Genomic DNA, 16,481 nt, shown 5'->3' with positions numbered 1-16,481 from the left:
TTACAATAGGTTTTTCTGTATGGCAAAGGCAGATATCTCCAGCTTACTGCTAAAGCCACATTTCTGCTGTATATTCTGCACATGGCTCTTTACCGTCTCCTCACTGATCTTTAACTCATCAGCTATCTCGCAATTCGCTTTTCCCTGCCCGGTCAGCTTCACCACATCCAGCTCACGCTTCGTCAGGTAGCCATTAGCCACCTTTATCGCCGGGCAAAGCTTGCCCTCCATCGAGCAGCTACCACGCTTGCCGCAGTCAAAGTATTCCGTATGCTCAATGCGCCCATCCGGCGATATATCCGGCTCCGAGTCAAACCCGCCGAAACGGCAAAGTATGTACTGGCGCAGCATTTCCTCACGCGTAGTCAGGTCCCACGCTACCAGCGCCCGTATCGCTTCCGGGTGCCTCGCCAAGTCATCATCAACTATTGCCAGTATTTGGTCGGGTATTTGGTCAAAGGGTAGGGGAGTGCCACTATGCAGGCACCAAATTTCGCCTTGGTGGTAAAAGAACTCCACCCCCTTATCCATAAGCCCCGCTGGCAAACGTTGGTTTAACGGCTTCCCAGTCATGCCAAAGCAGCAATTTTGTTTTCCATTTCAGCCGCCTGCGCGCGCGCTTCCTCAACAACTTTCAGCGCTTCCTCAACTATTTTCATGTTTACGTTTTTGGTTTTTCCATTGAGAGCCTTACTAACCGCACTTTGCTTTAAATTAAGCCGCTCCGCAATGGTGTTGATCGCTCCTGAAGGCAAAACAGCTCGTAGTGCTTTCAGAGATTTAGTACTTATTTGGGATTTCATAATCACTATTTAAATATGAATTTTGATTTCACAAATATGAAATTCATTCACTGAATATGCAAATCAAATTCACATTTAAGGAATATTTTATTCATACAAAACTGATTATGAGTGAAATAAAATTTCATTTATTTGTGATATGAAAGAACCGATTGGCGAGATTATACGCGAAAGCGTTAAACGATCCGGACTCACGCAAGAAGAGTTCGCAAAGGAGATGGGAATGACACTTAGGAATTTAGCCAACCTATTCAACAAACAGCGCCTTCCGATTGAGCAAGTTGTTAGGGCTTCTAAGATACTGAAAGAGGATTTCATAGAACGTTACACGGACATTCTTTACGACGAGGACCCCGGATTATCCGCCATTAGGCAGGCACCGGTACTTCGAGAACCCGCGTCAGGATATGAAGCCACAGTTCATAAAGAGCCGATACTCACTTTTTCATTAAACATCAAAGGTGAAGCTGGGAAGATTTCAGAAAAATTCCCTGAACTATTAAACGTAATTAAATCAGAAACCGAAGCCAGGGGGCTTCAACTCGGATAACCCAAAACTACGCACAATGGATTTTATAGCTATCGACTTCGAAACCGCCGACGAAACACGTTATTCGCCGTGCCAACTTGGTATTACCACTGTTCGTTGCGGAAAGGTAATTGAAAATAAAAAGTGGAACATCAAACCAGCGTGCTGGCCCGATTTCAATCCTTTCAACATATCTGTTCACGGAATCGAACCGGATCAAGTTGCCAACGCACCTACTTTCCCCGACCTGTGGCCCGAAATCGCTCCGTATTTTCAAGATACCACCATAATTGCCCACAATGCGGCATTTGATGTGGATGTATTACGACAAACACTAGATTATCATAGAATGCCCATGCCAAGCTTTGATTTTGTATGCAGTTACTGTATATCTAAGCAAGCATGGCCACATTTTGGCGCATATTCGTTGCCATTACTTTGTAATCGGTTGGACATTAAGCTTACAACCCATCACGATGCGCAGGCAGATAGTTTAGCGGCTGCTCAAATCTTTCAAAAAATTGTAGACCAGTATCATATTACCGGCCTGCCATCCGTAGCGCTTAACTTTAAAATACGCATCGGCACCTTATCGGAAACCTTATACATAGCGTCCAATACCGTAAGGCAATACGATAATAAAAAACGCGATATGTCACGCTTCGTACCAACGCTAGGCAAAGAGGATACAGAATCTGTCTTTTACGGTCAAAACGTCGTGTTTACCGGTAAGTTATCATCTATGCAACGCGAATTGGCATTGCAGACAATCGTAGATATCGGCGGCTACGTATCTGAAACCCTCACAACCTCTACAAATTTTCTTGTGGTTGGCCAGCAAGACACCGCTATAGTAGGAATTTCCGGCATGAGCGGCAAACAGAAGAAGGCTATTTCGTTCGCCGAAAAGGGGCATCCCATTGAAGTCGTTAGCGAACAGTTTTTTTTAAACAATATATAAATCCGCATTTATGAAAAAATCAATTATCCTGGCGCTAGTGGCGCTGCCCCTTCTTGCTATAAGCCAAGAAGCCGAAAAGAAAACCGACGATTCTAAACTAGCTGAATTTTCCGCTAAAACAGGGACATTGATCCAAAAACAGCACACCGATATCGGCAAACTGGCATCTGTTAAATTTGAATCAGCAGTAATTACTAATCTCATTACGGGCGAAGTTCTAAAAGGTCTGAGACTCGAGAAAACATCTTCCAAACAGTACGGCCGGGATGCCTATGCATTTATAGATGCCGATGAAATTGATGGTTTACTAAAATCCATTGAAATCATCCGCGATAAAGTAATACCATCCACCCCCACGGCATACACAGAAGTCAGTTTTAAAGGCCGATCAGGATTTGAAGCAGGGTGTTTTTTTAATGATAAATCAGAATGGCGATCCTATCTACAAGTAGATAAATATAATTCGGATTCGGTTGTATTTTTTAGCGCAAACGAATTGAATGAACTTAAAGCATTATTAGAAAAAGCAAAAGCAAATATCTCAATATAATGAACGATTTAGAAACCCTAGCGGACATCAAAGCAGCTCAGCATGTCATCATCATGCAGCTCGCTTTCATCCGGCACCAGCTGGATCCAAGTCGCGAAGTAGAAGACTACGCGAATGAGATATTAAAGAACAAACGCGAAGAGCAAAACCGCATTTTAAACGAGTTGATTAGGGGTGAAAATTAAGGCCCGTTGGCCACACCCCTTGTAAGACACTGATTTATTGCCGCGTTAGGAAGCGCGAAAAGGCCCAGCGGGATCACTTCTTGGGACAAACGTGATAAATCCATGTTTGTCCCTTTTTTTGTCCTTTAAGTTGTTGTTAATCAAAAAGATAATCTGTATGGTTTCATTGACCTTTGCGGTTCGATGTCTTGTGCCGTCAAACTCCAAAATAGGGGAACAGTAATCCGTTTTTCCGCCGACGTCTGCCCCTACATTGCTGCCCGACATACCCGTTCACCGTAGAAGGATACCATGGTCGCAACAAGATCCGCCATAAATGTAGTACGATTTTATTCATGATTAGTAATCAGCGCACTTTTTTTGCGTGGACCATGCGGTCAGCACCTTGCATGTCTTGATAAAGATTGACGTTCTCTAACCCTTTTTTTTGAAATAGGTCGACCACATCACGGCCGTAACTGCGGTTTATTTCGACATATAAATCGCCCCCCGACCGCAGGTGCTGCAAGGCGAACGCTGCGATATGCTCATAAAATAATAGTGGCGCGCTTTCTTGTACGAAAAGCGCCCGGTGAGGTTCATGTTCCATCACATTACGGTGCATATCGACTTGTTCTGCAGTTGTAATATACGGTGGGTTGCTTACCACAATGTCAAATCGCTGTTCGTTTTGGAAAACGAATTCCCACTCCAATATGTCTGCATGGATGAAATCGATGTTTTCTGATTGATTTTGTGCATTCTGTCGGGCGATCTGCAGCGCATCCGCCGAAATATCGAGCGCACACACGTGCGCCTTGGGTATGGCTTTTTTCAAAGCAATGGCAATACATCCGCTTCCGGTGCCGATATCTATAATACGGAGGGGAGCTAATGTGGAATTCGAGTGCTGGTTCGCGATCAGATGTACCAGTTCTTCGGTTTCAGGCCTCGGAATCAACACGGATTGATTGACGGCGAGTTTCATTCCCATAAACCAAGCGTGTCCTAAGATATATTGGATGGGCTTCGCGCTTTGAAGAGCTGATAATGCCGATATCAACCAAGCGGTGTCGTCTTCGCTCAACGTGGTGTGGCGGTTCAATAAGTACTGTGCTTTCGACCAACCGAATCGATCTTCAACCAATAAGTAACAAAACTGCTTGATTTCGTCTGCACTATACAAATCAGCCAGATCATCCCTGAATCGTTGCTCGATTTTCGATAAAGATTGCATGAATACAAACATACGCTATATGGCCGGGTTGACCAAACGATAAAACGATACCTCCGCTTACCAGTTGCTTACCTCTCGTTTACCAGTCGCTTACCACTGGTTTACCTCTTCCTTAGTACTGCTTTACTGCTCACTTACCAATTCCTTACCTAATCTTTACCATTTTCTTACCAATCCTTTTCCTTACCAAACCTTTACCAATTCCTTACCAAAGGGGTAAATAACAGGTAAACGCGAAGTAGAAAAAAGGTATGCAAGCAGTTAATGAGGTTTAAGGAAGTACCCCACCATACTTTGGTAAAAAAGGAAAAAGACAGTACCCTAAGGGGAAACTGTAGGGTGATTTTGCTCCACGTTTAGGGAAAGAGCCAATAAAAAAGAACATTTTTAAGTAAGTTTGCCTCATGCAGGAACATGAAGTCTACATGCATCGTTGCTTGGAGTTAGCCCGGCTGGGTATGGGGTCGGTTAGTCCCAACCCGATGGTAGGTGCCCTGTTGGTTCATGATGGAAAAATCATTGCAGAAAATTACCACCGGCGATTCGGTGGCCCGCATGCTGAAGTACTTGTAATCGAAAAGGTACTCAGCAGGTACGGCGAAGGCGCCGAAGCGATTTTCCGTAACTCAACCATGTACGTGAGTCTGGAACCTTGTGCCCACTACGGAAAAACGCCTCCTTGTGCAAGGCTGTTGGCGGAACATCAGATCAGAGAAGTGGTCGTGGCCTGCCGCGATTCATTCGACCAGGTGAATGGACGGGGCATAAGCTTGATGGAAGAGGCGGGAATCCATGTTGTCGAAGGGGTATTGGCGGAAAACTCACGTTGGTTAAACCGTCGGTTCAATACACGTGTGGCTAAGCAACGGCCCTACGTGATCCTGAAATGGGCCCAAACGGAGGACGGATACATGGCACCGGTAGACGGCACTCAACAATGGATCTCTGGTGTTGAAGCCCGACAATTAGTACACCGCTGGCGGAGTGAAGAGGATGCGGTATTGGTGGGTACACGGACCGCGCTTGCGGATAATCCGCAACTCAGTGTGAGGGAATGGCAGGGGAGGAACCCTAAACGGGTGCTCATTGATAAAGACCTTGCCGTTGGGCCGACCGCTCACTTACTCGATGGTAGTGTAGAAACGATTGTGTTCAATGCCTCGCGGGCTGATTGGGTAGGAAATACCAAGTACATCGCCCTAGAGAATTTTGATTGGTACCTGCCTCAGAATATCTTATTTCAGCTTTATCTGATGGACGTTCAATCGGTCATCATAGAAGGGGGGCGCAAAACGCTTGACTGCTTTATCGATGCAGGGCTATGGGATGAGGCCCGCGTATTTACGGCGCCCCAGGTATGGGGCGCTGGCATAACAGCACCGATATTGCATGCTGCGAAAGTATCCAGTCAGCAAGTCAACGCCGACCGGCTGCATATTTATTACCATAACGATTAGAACAGTTAAGCTAGTGGATTTTTACATCGCCGCCATTATTCAAGCCATGTGTTTTGGTCCACTGGTTGTAGGGCTCTTCCTATCGATGAAGATTTTTAACATCCCGGATATTACCACAGATGGAAGCTACACATTGGGCGCTGTCATTTCGGCAGTTGGGCTGTCTAACGGATATCCACCGCTGGTTACGCTCCTTTTTGCTATGGGCGGTGGCGCATTAGCGGGTTGCTGTACGGCGTTGGTCCACACCTGGCTACGTATACATGCGCTGTTGGCCGGCATCTTGGTGATGACCGCGCTTTATTCTATCAATTTAGTGCTCTTAGGACGATCCAATATGCCGCTATTGGATTATCCTGATGTATTCAGCCAGCTAAGCGTGTTTAGCAGCACGGATCACAATACATTGTCCGTATTAATGGTGTTTGTGATTGCCTTGCTATTTGCCATGAGTTATTTGCTGCGTAGCGATTTTGGTATTGCACTGCGTGCCACGGGCGATAGTGAGCCCATGATTCGGGCACAAGGGGTAAACACCACCCGGATGAAGGTGTACGGTTTAGCCCTTTCCAATGCGCTTGTGGCCTGGAGTGGCGGACTGATGGCGCAATTTCAGGGTTTTGCGGATATCAACATGGGTATCGGTATTGTAATTAGTGGACTGGGGGCCGTGATTATTGGCGATACGCTAATCAACTTTATGAAACTACGTGCCATGTTACCTATGCTGCTGTGCATCGTGGTAGGAGTAATCCTCTTCCAATTGATGCTGGCATTGGCGCTCAGCGCAGGTATCAATCCCAGCCTGTTGAAACTCGCCACCGCATTGTTAGTACTCGCTATCGTGGCCTTACCCCGCGTGGGGGGCGTATTACAATTAGCCAAGCGTTAGATATAAAAACAGGAATGCTTCAGCTTCAACATATTACCAAAACATTCAACGCCAACAAAGCCACTGAGGTTATTGCTGTACAGGACCTTACGCTCCGGCTGGAGCCACAGAGTTTTACCGTGCTTGTGGGCGCCAACGGCTCGGGAAAGAGTACGCTGCTAAACCTGATTGCGGGCAGCGTTTATGCCGATAAGGGCCATATATTATTGCATGGCGACCAAATCCAACGATTGCCCGATTACCGACGTAGCAGGTGGATAGGCCGCGTGTTCCAAAATCCGTTGTTGGGCACCGCGGCGTCGTTGAGTGTTTTAGATAACTTCCGGATGGCCGCCCTGCGTAGATCGACAAAATGGTTGAAATTGGGTACAGGCGTTGTATTTCGAAAGCACGTGGCAGAAAAAGTGGCCCGATTGGGTATGGGCTTGGAAGATAAGCTCGCGCAACCCATGGGAACATTAAGTGGTGGGCAACGGCAGGCCCTCACATTGTTGATGACCGTAATGACCGATGTTGACGTGTTACTGCTTGACGAGCCATCGGCAGCACTCGACCCTCGTTCTGCACGGGAAGTGATGGAAATTGCCAACCGACTGATAGCCGAAGATCACCTTACAGCGCTGCTTGTTACCCACAACATCAACGAGGCCCTCCGCTACGGAAACCGGCTCATACAGATGGAAAACGGAAAAATTGTTAGGGATTACGATGCTTCAGCTAAACGCGTGCTTGACCATGGTGCTGTGATATCGTGGTTTGATTATTTCTAATCAAATTCCTACCTTTGGTCAGCATTACCTATAACCATGCTATATGACCTTATCTGAAGATATATTGCATTTTGTATGGAAATACCAGTTGTTTACCGCGCAAGACCTGTGCACACGGTCGAGTAAGCCGATCCGGGTCATTCAGGCGGGCACCCACAACCACGATGCGGGTCCGGATTTTATGGCCGCACGTTTGGTTATCGGAGGTGTCGAGTGGGGTGGCAATGTTGAGATCCACATTCGGGCCTCTGATTGGGATCGGCATAGGCACCATCAAGATAAAGCCTATAACAACGTTATTCTGCATGTGGTTTACGAATACGATAAACCCGTCCACCGGGCAGATGGTACATTAATCGAAACATTGGAATTAAAACCTCGAATATCTGCCACGATTTTGCCGAGATACCGGGAACTTATGAGTGGAATGTGGTGGATCCCCTGTGAAAAACGAATACATCAAGTGCCGTCGTTTCACTTATCACAATGGCTATCCCGCTTATTGATAGAGCGTTTTGAAAACAAAATTTCAGTCATCTACGAAATACTGGGCCAGCAGCGCGGTAGTTGGGAGGATGCATGTTATATCTGGATGGCACGGAGTTTTGGGTTCAAAGTAAATTCCCAAGCCTTCGAACAGTTGGCGCGCAGCCTACCCCAGTCGGTAATTGCCAAACATAAACATAGTCCGTTGGCGGTAGAAGCCTTGTTTTTCGGGCAAGCGGGGATGCTAGAAGGTTTGGCGTTCGAAGATACCTACCCGCAGGCGCTGCAAGGAGAATATGCCCATCTACGGCGATTACATTCATTACGGCCGATGGATGCCGCAACATGGCGTTTTATGCGTACACGCCCGGGTAATTTCCCGACAGTCCGCATCGCCCAGTTTGCGGCCCTATGTTTACGTTCCACGCAGTTGTTTGCCGCCATTACCGGCACTAAAGAAATCCGTCCGCTAAAAGCGTTTTTTGATGAGCTGCCGATAAACCCTTATTGGCTGAAACATTATCGTTTTGATGAGCCATCCTCACCGTCCGGGAATCAACTCGGAGAACGGTCGGTAGACACGTTGCTTATCAATGCCGTTGCGGGCATAATATTTGCCTATGGTAAATATATTGGTAAAGAAACGTATATTTACCGGGCTATTGCCTTGCTTGAGGAACTAAAAGCGGAAGATAACGCGGTTTTGACTCGTTTTTCCGCATTGGGGGTTAAGGCGGCACAGGCTGCCGAATCACAAGCTTTGTTACAAATGAAAGCGTTTTACTGCGACAAGAAGAAATGTTTGGATTGTGGGGTTGGGTTGCAGTTGATCAAACACGATGAATGATGGTAAAGCGAATTCTCTTGTTTTTCGAACAACGATCCTTTGGGGTATGTACCTATATTGGCGAACGTCTGGGTATCTCTATTTCCAAACTGCGGTTATTCTTTATCTATACATCTTTTCTTGCCGTAGGCTTTCCGATCATCTTTTATTTTTTAGCCGGAATTGTATTGGATTTCCGCAATTACATCAAACGCATGCGCCACCGGCTTTGGGATGTTTAAGGGTGTGGTGAGGTAGCCAGCGGGTTAGTTAGACTTTTAGTATACTGGCAATTTCTATATGTCCTTTTTCACCTGCTAGGTCTGATGCGGTTTTGCCCATTTCGTTTTTGACTTCCACCAGTGCGCCGTTTTCCAGCAAAAGGATGATGAGGTCGATATTGCCGGTTTGCGCCGCAAGGTGTAATGGACTCATCCGCGAAGTTTGTAATACGTTTACTTCCCCGCCGGCCTCGATGAGCATTTTAGCAATACCATCAAAGCCAGAACCGACGGCAGCGTGTAGTGGATACACGTTGTAGCCATTTTTGGAGTGGGCATTGGGATCGGCACCCTTTTCCAGTAAAAAGCGCACAATATCTTCATTTCCGAAATGTGTTGCCATACCCAGAGGGGTAAATCCATGGGCCGAAATCAGCTCCAGCGTTTGAGGGCTATCTTCTACCATTGCTTGTACTTGCTCAAGCAGGTTAGCTGCTGCTGCTTCGTGGATGCTCACCTCGTTGATATGCTTGAGCAGCACTTTGACAATTTGAGGTTTGTTGTAATAGCAGGCTAACAGAAGTGGAGAGATTTCGTGACTCGTTCTTTGGTTGCAAAGTGCGGGATTCCCGTTCAGCAAATCGTCAATGGCAATACTGTCGCCGGTCTCAATATATTCTTCCAGTAAACTAAGACTCATTTTTTTATTTTGGATGGTCAACAACTAAATTACAAGGACGAATTAACTAAAAATTTATCAAACCTGCATGAGCTGTCACTTAAAAGAATATGAATAAAACATAGTGCCGACATATCGTTGTAGTATTACGTCTACAAAAACGCTTTTTACGTGTTTATTTGTTTGGTATACTCAATCTTTGATGTACTTTTGTAATGCCCTCCCAAAGGGCATGTTTTTCATAGGTAGATGTAGGGTCGAATATTCAGTTATTCGGCCCTTTTTTATTGCAATTCCCCTAAGCCAAAAAATGTTAAAAAATGTGAAATTATTTTTGAGAAAATAGTGATTTTATACATTTGCCTGTACTATTTATCATTTCTAAATAAGTCAATTTTCTTATGTTAACACGTGCCATTACTTTACCAAAAGTTATCGTTTTGCTATTGGTGTTGTGCGGGGTGGTTCCCATTCCGTGTGTGCAACGCGTTACCGTTGCACAATCATTGTCGCTTTACACACCCTACACTAAAATTTCGGTGCCGCCGGGTGAATCCATTGACTATTCGGTCGATGTAATCAATAATAGCGGGAGTATCAAGAATGCCGAGCTCGCCGTTTCGGGGTTGCCCGAAGGATGGGCTTTTGAACTCAAGTCGGGCGGATGGGCAATAGAGCAACTTTCCGTACTGCCGCGGGAGAAGAAAAATGTTTCCTTTAAGGTACAAGTGCCTTACAAAGTTGAAAAGGGTACTTATCAGTTCCGCCTCGCAGCTAGCGGTGCTGGCAGTCTGCCGCTTACGGTCGTGGTGTCTGAACAGGGTACCTTTAAATCCGAGTTCAATACCGATCAGGCCAATATGGAAGGAGCGGCCAATTCAACATTTACGTTTAATGCCACGCTACGTAATCCCTCCAGTGAAGAGCAGGTCTATGGGTTGCGGGCCCAGGTGCCGCAAGGATGGAATGCACTGTTTCGGGCGAACGGCAAGCAGGTATCGTCTGTAAAGGTGGAACCCAACCAAACCCTGAATGTGACCATCGAGCTCGATCCGCCCGATCAACTCGGTATCGGTAAGTATAAAATTCCGGTGGTAGCTTCCGCAAGCGGTATGACTTCCAACCTTGAACTTGAAGTCGCCATAACGGGTTCATACAGCTTGGAGCTCTCCACGCCAACGGGCAGGCTAAGTACCTCAATTACCGCTGGTGGTGATGAAAAACTGGAGCTTCTTGTGAAAAACACCGGGTCGGCGCCGCTGAAAAATGTAGAAATGAAATCATCGGCACCCGTAGACTGGACCGTTGAATTCCAACCTGCCAAAATCGATGTGATCGCACCCGGCCAGCATGCGCAAGTAGTTGCGACCATCAAAGCGAGTAGAAAGGCCATAGCCGGCGACTATGTGACCGATCTCGAAGCTAAGACTGCAGAGAAGACGGCTACGGCCTCATTGCGCGTATCCGTACGTACGCCGATGCTCTGGGGATGGTTGGGTATCCTGATCATTCTTGGCGCTCTCGGCGGTATTTATTATTTGTTCCACAAGTATGGAAGGAGGTAACCGTGGGGCAATCGATTATTGAACTTAAAGGGCTTACCAAACAGTACGGCGATTTCACTGCTGTAGATAACCTCGATCTCTCGATATACAAGGGGGAGATTTTTGGGCTGCTTGGCCCGAATGGTGCCGGCAAGTCAACAACCATTCTGATGATGCTGGGACTTACCGAGCCGACATCGGGTGCCGTGCATGTTTGTGGAATAGATGCAACGACAAATCCCATCGAAGTGAAACGTAGGGTGGGATATTTACCGGATGACGTGGGTTTTTATGAGCATTTAAGCGGTCGCGAAAACCTGTTGTATACGGCACAGCTCAATCGCCTTTCGTTGCGTGACGCGGCTTCGCGTGTAGACCATCTTTTGGAACGTGTGGGGCTGCGGCAAGCTGCAGGGAAAAAAGTAGGCAAATACTCAAGAGGAATGCGGCAGCGGCTTGGTTTGGCCGATGTACTGGTGAAGAACCCAGAAGTCATTGTCCTTGACGAACCTACCTTGGGAATAGATCCCATCGGTGTACGCGAGTTTCTGGAGCTTATTGTGGTGCTAAGCCGCGAAGAGCAGATAACCGTTTTGCTGTCTTCCCATCACCTGCATCAAGTACAACAGGTGTGTAATCGGGTGGGCATATTTGTAGCTGGTAAGCTCTTGGCAGAAGGGAATGTTGCTGACTTATCACGGACGTTGTTTTCGGATAAAGAACCGTATATCATAGAGGTCGGTATCCACGTGGCCGATTTGGATGACGACCGTGTACAGATTGAAACGCTTAAATCGATCTTACGCAAATTAAGCCACGTGGTATCTGTAACATTTGAAGAAGATAAATTGCGTGTTGGCAGTGTGGAAGATATCAGTGCAGATATAGCAAGGATGGTCGTCAATGCTGGGTTAGGTCTCACTTCACTGACGATGAAGGAATATGGTTTGGACGATATTTATACGAAATATTTCGAAGGAGGCGAAGTGTATGGGAAAATTGCATGATGTGGTCAACGGGTTAAAAAACAACGTGTTATTAACTAAAATGAGCGATCTCGCAGACCGACTTTTCACGAAGGCGAACGACCGGAATGCGCAACGGGCTATTCATCCTTTTTGGATAATTGTTCAAAAGGAAATATCCGATCATGTACGTAGCTGGCGTTTCAATGTACTGTTGTTCCTTATCCTGTTGACCTGTTTCGGCTCGCTTTATACATCTATTACCAATTTGGTAGGCGAGCTTTCGAAGCCCAACACGGAAGATCGGTTCTTTTTTTTGAAACTGTTTACGCTATCCGATGGTTCCTTGCCACCCTTCCACGTGTTCGTTGGCTTTCTTGGACCGCTATTGGGTATCGGCTTAGGTTTCGATGCCATTAATTCCGAGCACAATTCGGGTACGTTGAGCCGTATCATATCGCAGCCTATCCACCGTGATTATTTGATCAATGCCAAGTTTGTCGCTGCGTTAACAGTAATCAGCGTCATGTTTTTTGCGCTGGGTTTCTTGGTCATAGGTTTTGGGATGTTTATAATCGGCATCCCGCCAACAGCAGAAGAGTTTTTGCGGATTGTTTTTTTTCTGTTACTGAGTGTGTTGTATGTCGCGTTTTGGCTCAATTTGGCCGTATTTCTATCCATTCGGTTTCGACAGGCCGCAACTTCGGCACTTACGGCAATAGCAATTTGGCTGTTTTTTACCGTTTTCTACCAGTTAATAGTCAATCTAGTCGCTAGGGCAATGGCGCCTCCCGAGATGGCATCGCAACAACAACTGTTGGGGTATCAGCAATTTATTGTTAATCTGATGCGTGTGGTACCAAGCCAGTTGTATACAGACGCCACCACTACCTTATTGGTGCCATCTGTAAGAAGCTTGGGCCCGCTTACCATGCAGCAAGCCTATGGGGCTATCCCGAGCCCATTGCCGTTAGGCCAAAGCCTGCTGATTGTGTGGCCGCAGCTTACCGGGCTTATCGCAGCGACAGTCGTATGTTTCGCATTATCATATATTTCGTTCATGCGAAAGGAAATTCGCTCACGGTAGCTCGGCGTGCACGAGTTGCAATTACCCCCTGATTTAAGTATGTTTGGCAAACTTTCATAATGATGAAGCGGAAGATTGTTGTTGCCGTTACGGGGGCTAGTGGTTCCATTTACGCCAAGGTATTGCTAGATAAATTGGTGGCACTTGATAGCCAATTGGACACGGTGGCGTTAGTGATGTCTGATAATGCTCGAGATGTATGGCAATTTGAGTTAGGCACTGATAATTATACGGGATACCCCTTTAAGCTATATGAGAAAAACGACTTCTATGCGCCGTTTGCGTCGGGATCCGCCAGGTTTGACACGATGATAGTGTGCCCATGCTCCATGGGTACGTTGGCACGTATAGCAAATGGAACATCCTCCGATTTAACCACACGTGCTGCAGACGTGATATTGAAAGAGCGGCGTAAACTTATTTTGGTGCCACGGGAAACACCATTGAGCGCTATCCATCTCCGCAATATGCTCACCGTTACCGAAGCGGGGGGTATCCTATGCCCAGCAAGTCCCTCGTTTTACAGCCTGCCAAAGAATACCGAAGACATCGCTGCCACCGTAGTTGACCGGGTACTGGGCTTGGTAGGTTTTGAATTGGGTGGCTATGAGTGGGGGCAATAATAAATTCTGAAAATAAATAGTTTCCATTACGGTGGAATTTGTACTTTTGTTGGTTAATGAATGTGCACGCCGCCATAAGTCCATTAAAAATCAACTTTTCAGTCTACTCAACACCCTTTTTGGCTTTTTACGATATCCATGGATAACCTACTCATCAAGTCTGCCAATATAGTTTTTCCCGGCACGCCATTTTATAACCGTGAAATGGACGTGTTGATCGAAGACGGGATGATTACCAAAATTGCAGCGCGTATCAAGGCTGATGGCAATCGATACACCGTTGTAGATGGGAAGGGCCAATACTTGGCGCCCGGCTTTTTCGACATGAACGTAAATCTCGGTGAGCCGGGGTTAGAAACGAAAGAAGACATCGTGTCGGGGTGTGATGCTGCTGCCGCCGGTGGGTTTACAGCGGTAGCTGTCCGACCGAACACACACCCGCCGCTGCATAGCCGCTCGGAGATTGCCCTTATTGTAAATCGTGCGAAGTCGCTACTTGTCGATGTGTATCCAATTGGTACGCTGAGTAAAAAGCGTCAGGGCGAGGAACTGGCTGAATTGTATGATATGAAATTGGCAGGAGCCGTAGCATTTGGCGACGGCGACAAACCTGTGCAACAAGCTGGGTTAATGAGTAGAGCGCTGTTGTACACCAAAGGATTCGACGGCCGCATCATATCCTATGCCGAAGACGTGTCTGTAGCTGCGGGGGCGAAGATGAATGAAGGGGAAATGAGTACTTACCTCGGCATGCGCGGCAACCCGAATCTGGCGGAGACACTCATGGTAACCCGCGATTTATACCTCGCAGAATACAATAATGCACCAATCCATTTTTCTACCATCAGTACGGCGGAAAGCGTAGACCTGATCCGCCGAGCGAAGGCCAAGGGCATACAGGTTACTTGTGAGGTGGCAGCCCACCACCTGGTGATGACGGATGAACTGGTAATCAGCTTTGATAGTTACTATAAAGTAAGCCCGCCCTTGCGGACAGCCGAAGACCGGGAAGCACTCCTCAACGGCGTAAAGGACGGTACAATCGATGCCATCGTATCCCAACACACTCCGCACGAAGTGGAATACAAAGAAGTTGAATACCAGATAGCCGCAGAAGGTATCATTGGCTTGCAAACCGTATTACCGTTGGTAATCCAAGCTGGGCTCACCGTTGACCAAATAGTGGATAAGTTGGCCATCGGTCCGCGGCGTGTTTTGGGGCTGCCCATCCCGGAGTTTAGAGCGGGTATTGCCGCTAACCTCGTTTTGTTTGATGTGAATAAAAGCTGGCGTTTCGACCAACAAACAAACCGCTCCAAATCTAGCAATAGCCCACTGTTTGGGCATACACTGAAAGGTGCCGTAACAATGGTAATCAATAAACGTCAAACAGCAAACACACAACTGTAATGGACCAATATATTTACAAAGCACTTGAGAAATGCCTGCGGAATTATGCTGATGAGGCGCAACTGGAAGTGGCGGGTGTACTGGAGCCATTGGCCGATGTGTTCGGTAGTGATAAGGCCTTTTTAGACAAAGTGGGGCATTTGGATACCGTTTTTGATAACCAGCCCCGTTTTGAAGAGCTACGGGAAGTTGTTTTCGATCTTTTGTTGATGAACTTCTTCGCAGCCGATGTCGCAAAACTGGAAAACGATTACCTCGAATCGGAAGCGTGGGATGCGATTGAAGAGGAGACAATCGATCGAGGCACGGAGTTGTTGAACCTATTGCTCTATTTCCGCGAGTGCGCTGATGAACAGATTGAACCGCAGTTAGACGATTACCTCAAGGAATTTTTGCTCGTAGATGAAGACGAGTTTCAGGACGAGTACCGTATTTATGAACCCGTTATTGCCAACCAGCTGCTGATCGATAGCTCCTATGGTGAAATAGCGAAGGTAGCATCTAAAATTCCCGAAAACCAAGAGCTCGTCGACTTGTTTTATCCGATAATGAGTTTCTTTTATGAGCAACACCCATCGGATGTGGAACGGGAAGCCTATATGGCGGAAAGCACAAATCCCGCTTTCGATTCCGCTATCTACGGATTGTTGGTAGCCTATAATCATTAATTTAAAACAGACATAGCCATGACGACAACAAATCTAAACACCGAGGAAAAGGCAAATGCCAGAAAAGCTACGATTACCAACGCCCTGATTTGGACGTTCATTAATATCGTTATCTTTCTTGTTGTATATTATGCTGCGCCAAGCCTATTATCGAACGCGGCATACGGAATCGTGTCGTTTGCCATTTCGATTGCATTGGCCATTTATTTTATTAGGGATATCCGGACAAAAATCGGCGGATATTGGTCTTTTAGGACTGCGTTGAAATACATATTCCTATTATTTTTCGTTCAGATGGTGCTCACAATAGGTTTTTCCACGGTGTTTGGTAAATGGATTGAACCGTCTTATAACGACACGCGGTTAGAACAAGCCCGCAACCAAGCGGTTGAGCAGGCAGAACAAATGTCTAGCGACCAGGATAAGGTCGATGAAATGATTGCCCAATCGGAAAAATGGGCCAAGATGTTTATCGATCCGGATTTGAAATCATTTACGGTGTTGTTGGGCATCTTTGCTATTTTTTATTTCATAGGGGCATTAATTTTTGCTGCTATTTTCAAACGGAATCCCCCCGTATTCGCACCCGTGGAGGAGGAGTAGTCCCTG

At 46.6% G+C, this 16,481-nt stretch carries 20 protein-coding genes; 16 read left to right on the top strand and 4 right to left on the bottom strand.

Annotated elements, in window-relative coordinates; translation table 11 throughout:
* Both VNQ80_RS15470 and VNQ80_RS15465 read right to left on the bottom strand, forming a co-directional pair.
* A complete protein-coding gene (locus tag VNQ80_RS15470) occupies positions 1-573 on the bottom strand; it encodes a response regulator transcription factor (protein WP_325640257.1) in 573 nt (190 codons plus the stop codon).
* Complete coding sequence (locus VNQ80_RS15465) at positions 570-803, bottom strand: hypothetical protein (protein ID WP_325640255.1); 234 nt, start codon at positions 801-803, stop codon at positions 570-572. Before VNQ80_RS15465 ends, VNQ80_RS15470 begins: the two co-directional genes overlap by 4 nt.
* A 139-nt stretch (positions 804-942) precedes the next feature.
* Between VNQ80_RS15465 and VNQ80_RS15460 the strand changes: the two genes are divergently transcribed.
* From VNQ80_RS15460 to VNQ80_RS15445, 4 genes are read left to right on the top strand one after another with little or no spacing between them, the layout of a single operon-like run.
* Entirely contained in the window at positions 943-1,353 is a 411-nt protein-coding gene (locus tag VNQ80_RS15460; RefSeq protein WP_325640253.1) for a helix-turn-helix transcriptional regulator, read from the top strand.
* Positions 1,354-1,369: 16 nt separating this feature from the next.
* A complete protein-coding gene (locus VNQ80_RS15455) occupies positions 1,370-2,293 on the top strand; it encodes an exonuclease domain-containing protein (protein ID WP_325640251.1) in 924 nt (307 codons plus the stop codon).
* Between the two features lie 10 nt (positions 2,294-2,303).
* A complete protein-coding gene (locus VNQ80_RS15450) occupies positions 2,304-2,843 on the top strand; it encodes a hypothetical protein (RefSeq protein ID WP_325640249.1) in 540 nt (179 codons plus the stop codon).
* Entirely contained in the window at positions 2,843-3,028 is a 186-nt protein-coding gene (locus tag VNQ80_RS15445) for a hypothetical protein (protein WP_325640247.1), read from the top strand. Before VNQ80_RS15450 ends, VNQ80_RS15445 begins: the two co-directional genes overlap by 1 nt.
* Positions 3,029-3,374: 346 nt before the next feature.
* On the opposite strand, the gene prmC is transcribed toward VNQ80_RS15445, so the two are convergent.
* On the bottom strand, positions 3,375-4,244 hold the full coding sequence (gene prmC / locus VNQ80_RS15440; protein ID WP_325640245.1) for a peptide chain release factor N(5)-glutamine methyltransferase: 870 nt from the start codon (positions 4,242-4,244) through the stop codon (positions 3,375-3,377).
* Positions 4,245-4,648: 404 nt separating this feature from the next.
* On the opposite strand from prmC, the gene ribD reads away from it, so the two are divergent.
* Genes ribD through VNQ80_RS15415 form a run of 5 tightly spaced genes read left to right on the top strand, consistent with a single transcriptional unit; the run spans position 4,649 to position 8,917 of the window.
* Positions 4,649-5,701, top strand: coding sequence for a bifunctional diaminohydroxyphosphoribosylaminopyrimidine deaminase/5-amino-6-(5-phosphoribosylamino)uracil reductase RibD (gene ribD, locus VNQ80_RS15435; RefSeq protein ID WP_325640243.1), 1,053 nt, complete (start codon positions 4,649-4,651; stop codon positions 5,699-5,701).
* A gap of 13 nt (positions 5,702-5,714) precedes the next feature.
* Positions 5,715-6,593 (top strand): ABC transporter permease, encoded by an 879-nt coding sequence (locus VNQ80_RS15430; RefSeq protein ID WP_325640241.1) that lies wholly within the window; start codon positions 5,715-5,717, stop codon positions 6,591-6,593.
* A gap of 14 nt (positions 6,594-6,607) precedes the next feature.
* The gene (locus VNQ80_RS15425) at positions 6,608-7,363 is read left to right on the top strand and encodes an ABC transporter ATP-binding protein (protein WP_325640239.1); all 756 of its coding nucleotides are present in this window, start codon (positions 6,608-6,610) and stop codon (positions 7,361-7,363) included.
* A gap of 43 nt (positions 7,364-7,406) precedes the next feature.
* Positions 7,407-8,696: a DUF2851 family protein gene (locus VNQ80_RS15420; RefSeq protein ID WP_325640237.1), complete on the top strand. Its 1,290-nt coding sequence runs from the start codon at positions 7,407-7,409 to the stop codon at positions 8,694-8,696.
* Complete coding sequence (locus VNQ80_RS15415) at positions 8,696-8,917, top strand: PspC domain-containing protein (RefSeq protein WP_079718338.1); 222 nt, start codon at positions 8,696-8,698, stop codon at positions 8,915-8,917. Before VNQ80_RS15420 ends, VNQ80_RS15415 begins: the two co-directional genes overlap by 1 nt.
* Positions 8,918-8,945: 28 nt before the next feature.
* Here the strand turns inward: VNQ80_RS15415 and VNQ80_RS15410 are convergent, their stop codons facing one another.
* Positions 8,946-9,596, bottom strand: a complete 651-nt coding sequence (locus VNQ80_RS15410; protein ID WP_325640235.1) for an ankyrin repeat domain-containing protein — start codon at positions 9,594-9,596, stop codon at positions 8,946-8,948.
* A 380-nt stretch (positions 9,597-9,976) separates the two neighbouring features.
* On the opposite strand from VNQ80_RS15410, the gene VNQ80_RS15405 reads away from it, so the two are divergent.
* The 7 genes from VNQ80_RS15405 to VNQ80_RS15375 all read left to right on the top strand — a co-directional run bounded on the left by VNQ80_RS15405 (position 9,977) and on the right by VNQ80_RS15375 (position 16,475).
* Positions 9,977-11,140: an NEW3 domain-containing protein gene (locus tag VNQ80_RS15405; protein WP_325640233.1), complete on the top strand. Its 1,164-nt coding sequence runs from the start codon at positions 9,977-9,979 to the stop codon at positions 11,138-11,140.
* A gap of 2 nt (positions 11,141-11,142) precedes the next feature.
* Positions 11,143-12,126, top strand: coding sequence for an ABC transporter ATP-binding protein (locus VNQ80_RS15400; protein ID WP_325640231.1), 984 nt, complete (start codon positions 11,143-11,145; stop codon positions 12,124-12,126).
* Positions 12,110-13,171 carry an ABC transporter permease gene (locus VNQ80_RS15395; RefSeq protein ID WP_325640229.1) on the top strand — a complete coding sequence of 354 codons (1,062 nt, stop codon included), beginning with the start codon at positions 12,110-12,112 and terminating at the stop codon, positions 13,169-13,171. The genes VNQ80_RS15400 and VNQ80_RS15395 overlap by 17 nt, the downstream gene beginning before the upstream one ends.
* A gap of 62 nt (positions 13,172-13,233) precedes the next feature.
* Positions 13,234-13,794, top strand: coding sequence for a UbiX family flavin prenyltransferase (locus VNQ80_RS15390; RefSeq protein ID WP_325640359.1), 561 nt, complete (start codon positions 13,234-13,236; stop codon positions 13,792-13,794).
* Between the two features lie 138 nt (positions 13,795-13,932).
* On the top strand, positions 13,933-15,204 hold the full coding sequence (locus VNQ80_RS15385) for a dihydroorotase (protein WP_325640227.1): 1,272 nt from the start codon (positions 13,933-13,935) through the stop codon (positions 15,202-15,204).
* A complete protein-coding gene (locus VNQ80_RS15380) occupies positions 15,204-15,872 on the top strand; it encodes a hypothetical protein (RefSeq protein ID WP_325640225.1) in 669 nt (222 codons plus the stop codon). The genes VNQ80_RS15385 and VNQ80_RS15380 overlap by 1 nt, the downstream gene beginning before the upstream one ends.
* A gap of 18 nt (positions 15,873-15,890) precedes the next feature.
* Complete coding sequence (locus tag VNQ80_RS15375; protein WP_325640223.1) at positions 15,891-16,475, top strand: DUF4199 domain-containing protein; 585 nt, start codon at positions 15,891-15,893, stop codon at positions 16,473-16,475.
* Positions 16,476-16,481: the final 6 nt, after the last annotated feature.

Origin of the sequence: Parapedobacter sp. (genome assembly GCF_035556095.1) — a bacterium.
In the GTDB taxonomy this organism is placed as follows: domain Bacteria; phylum Bacteroidota; class Bacteroidia; order Sphingobacteriales; family Sphingobacteriaceae; genus Parapedobacter.
The sequence above is the reverse complement of the archived record's forward strand: the minus strand, read 5'-3'. Positions and strand labels throughout refer to the sequence as shown.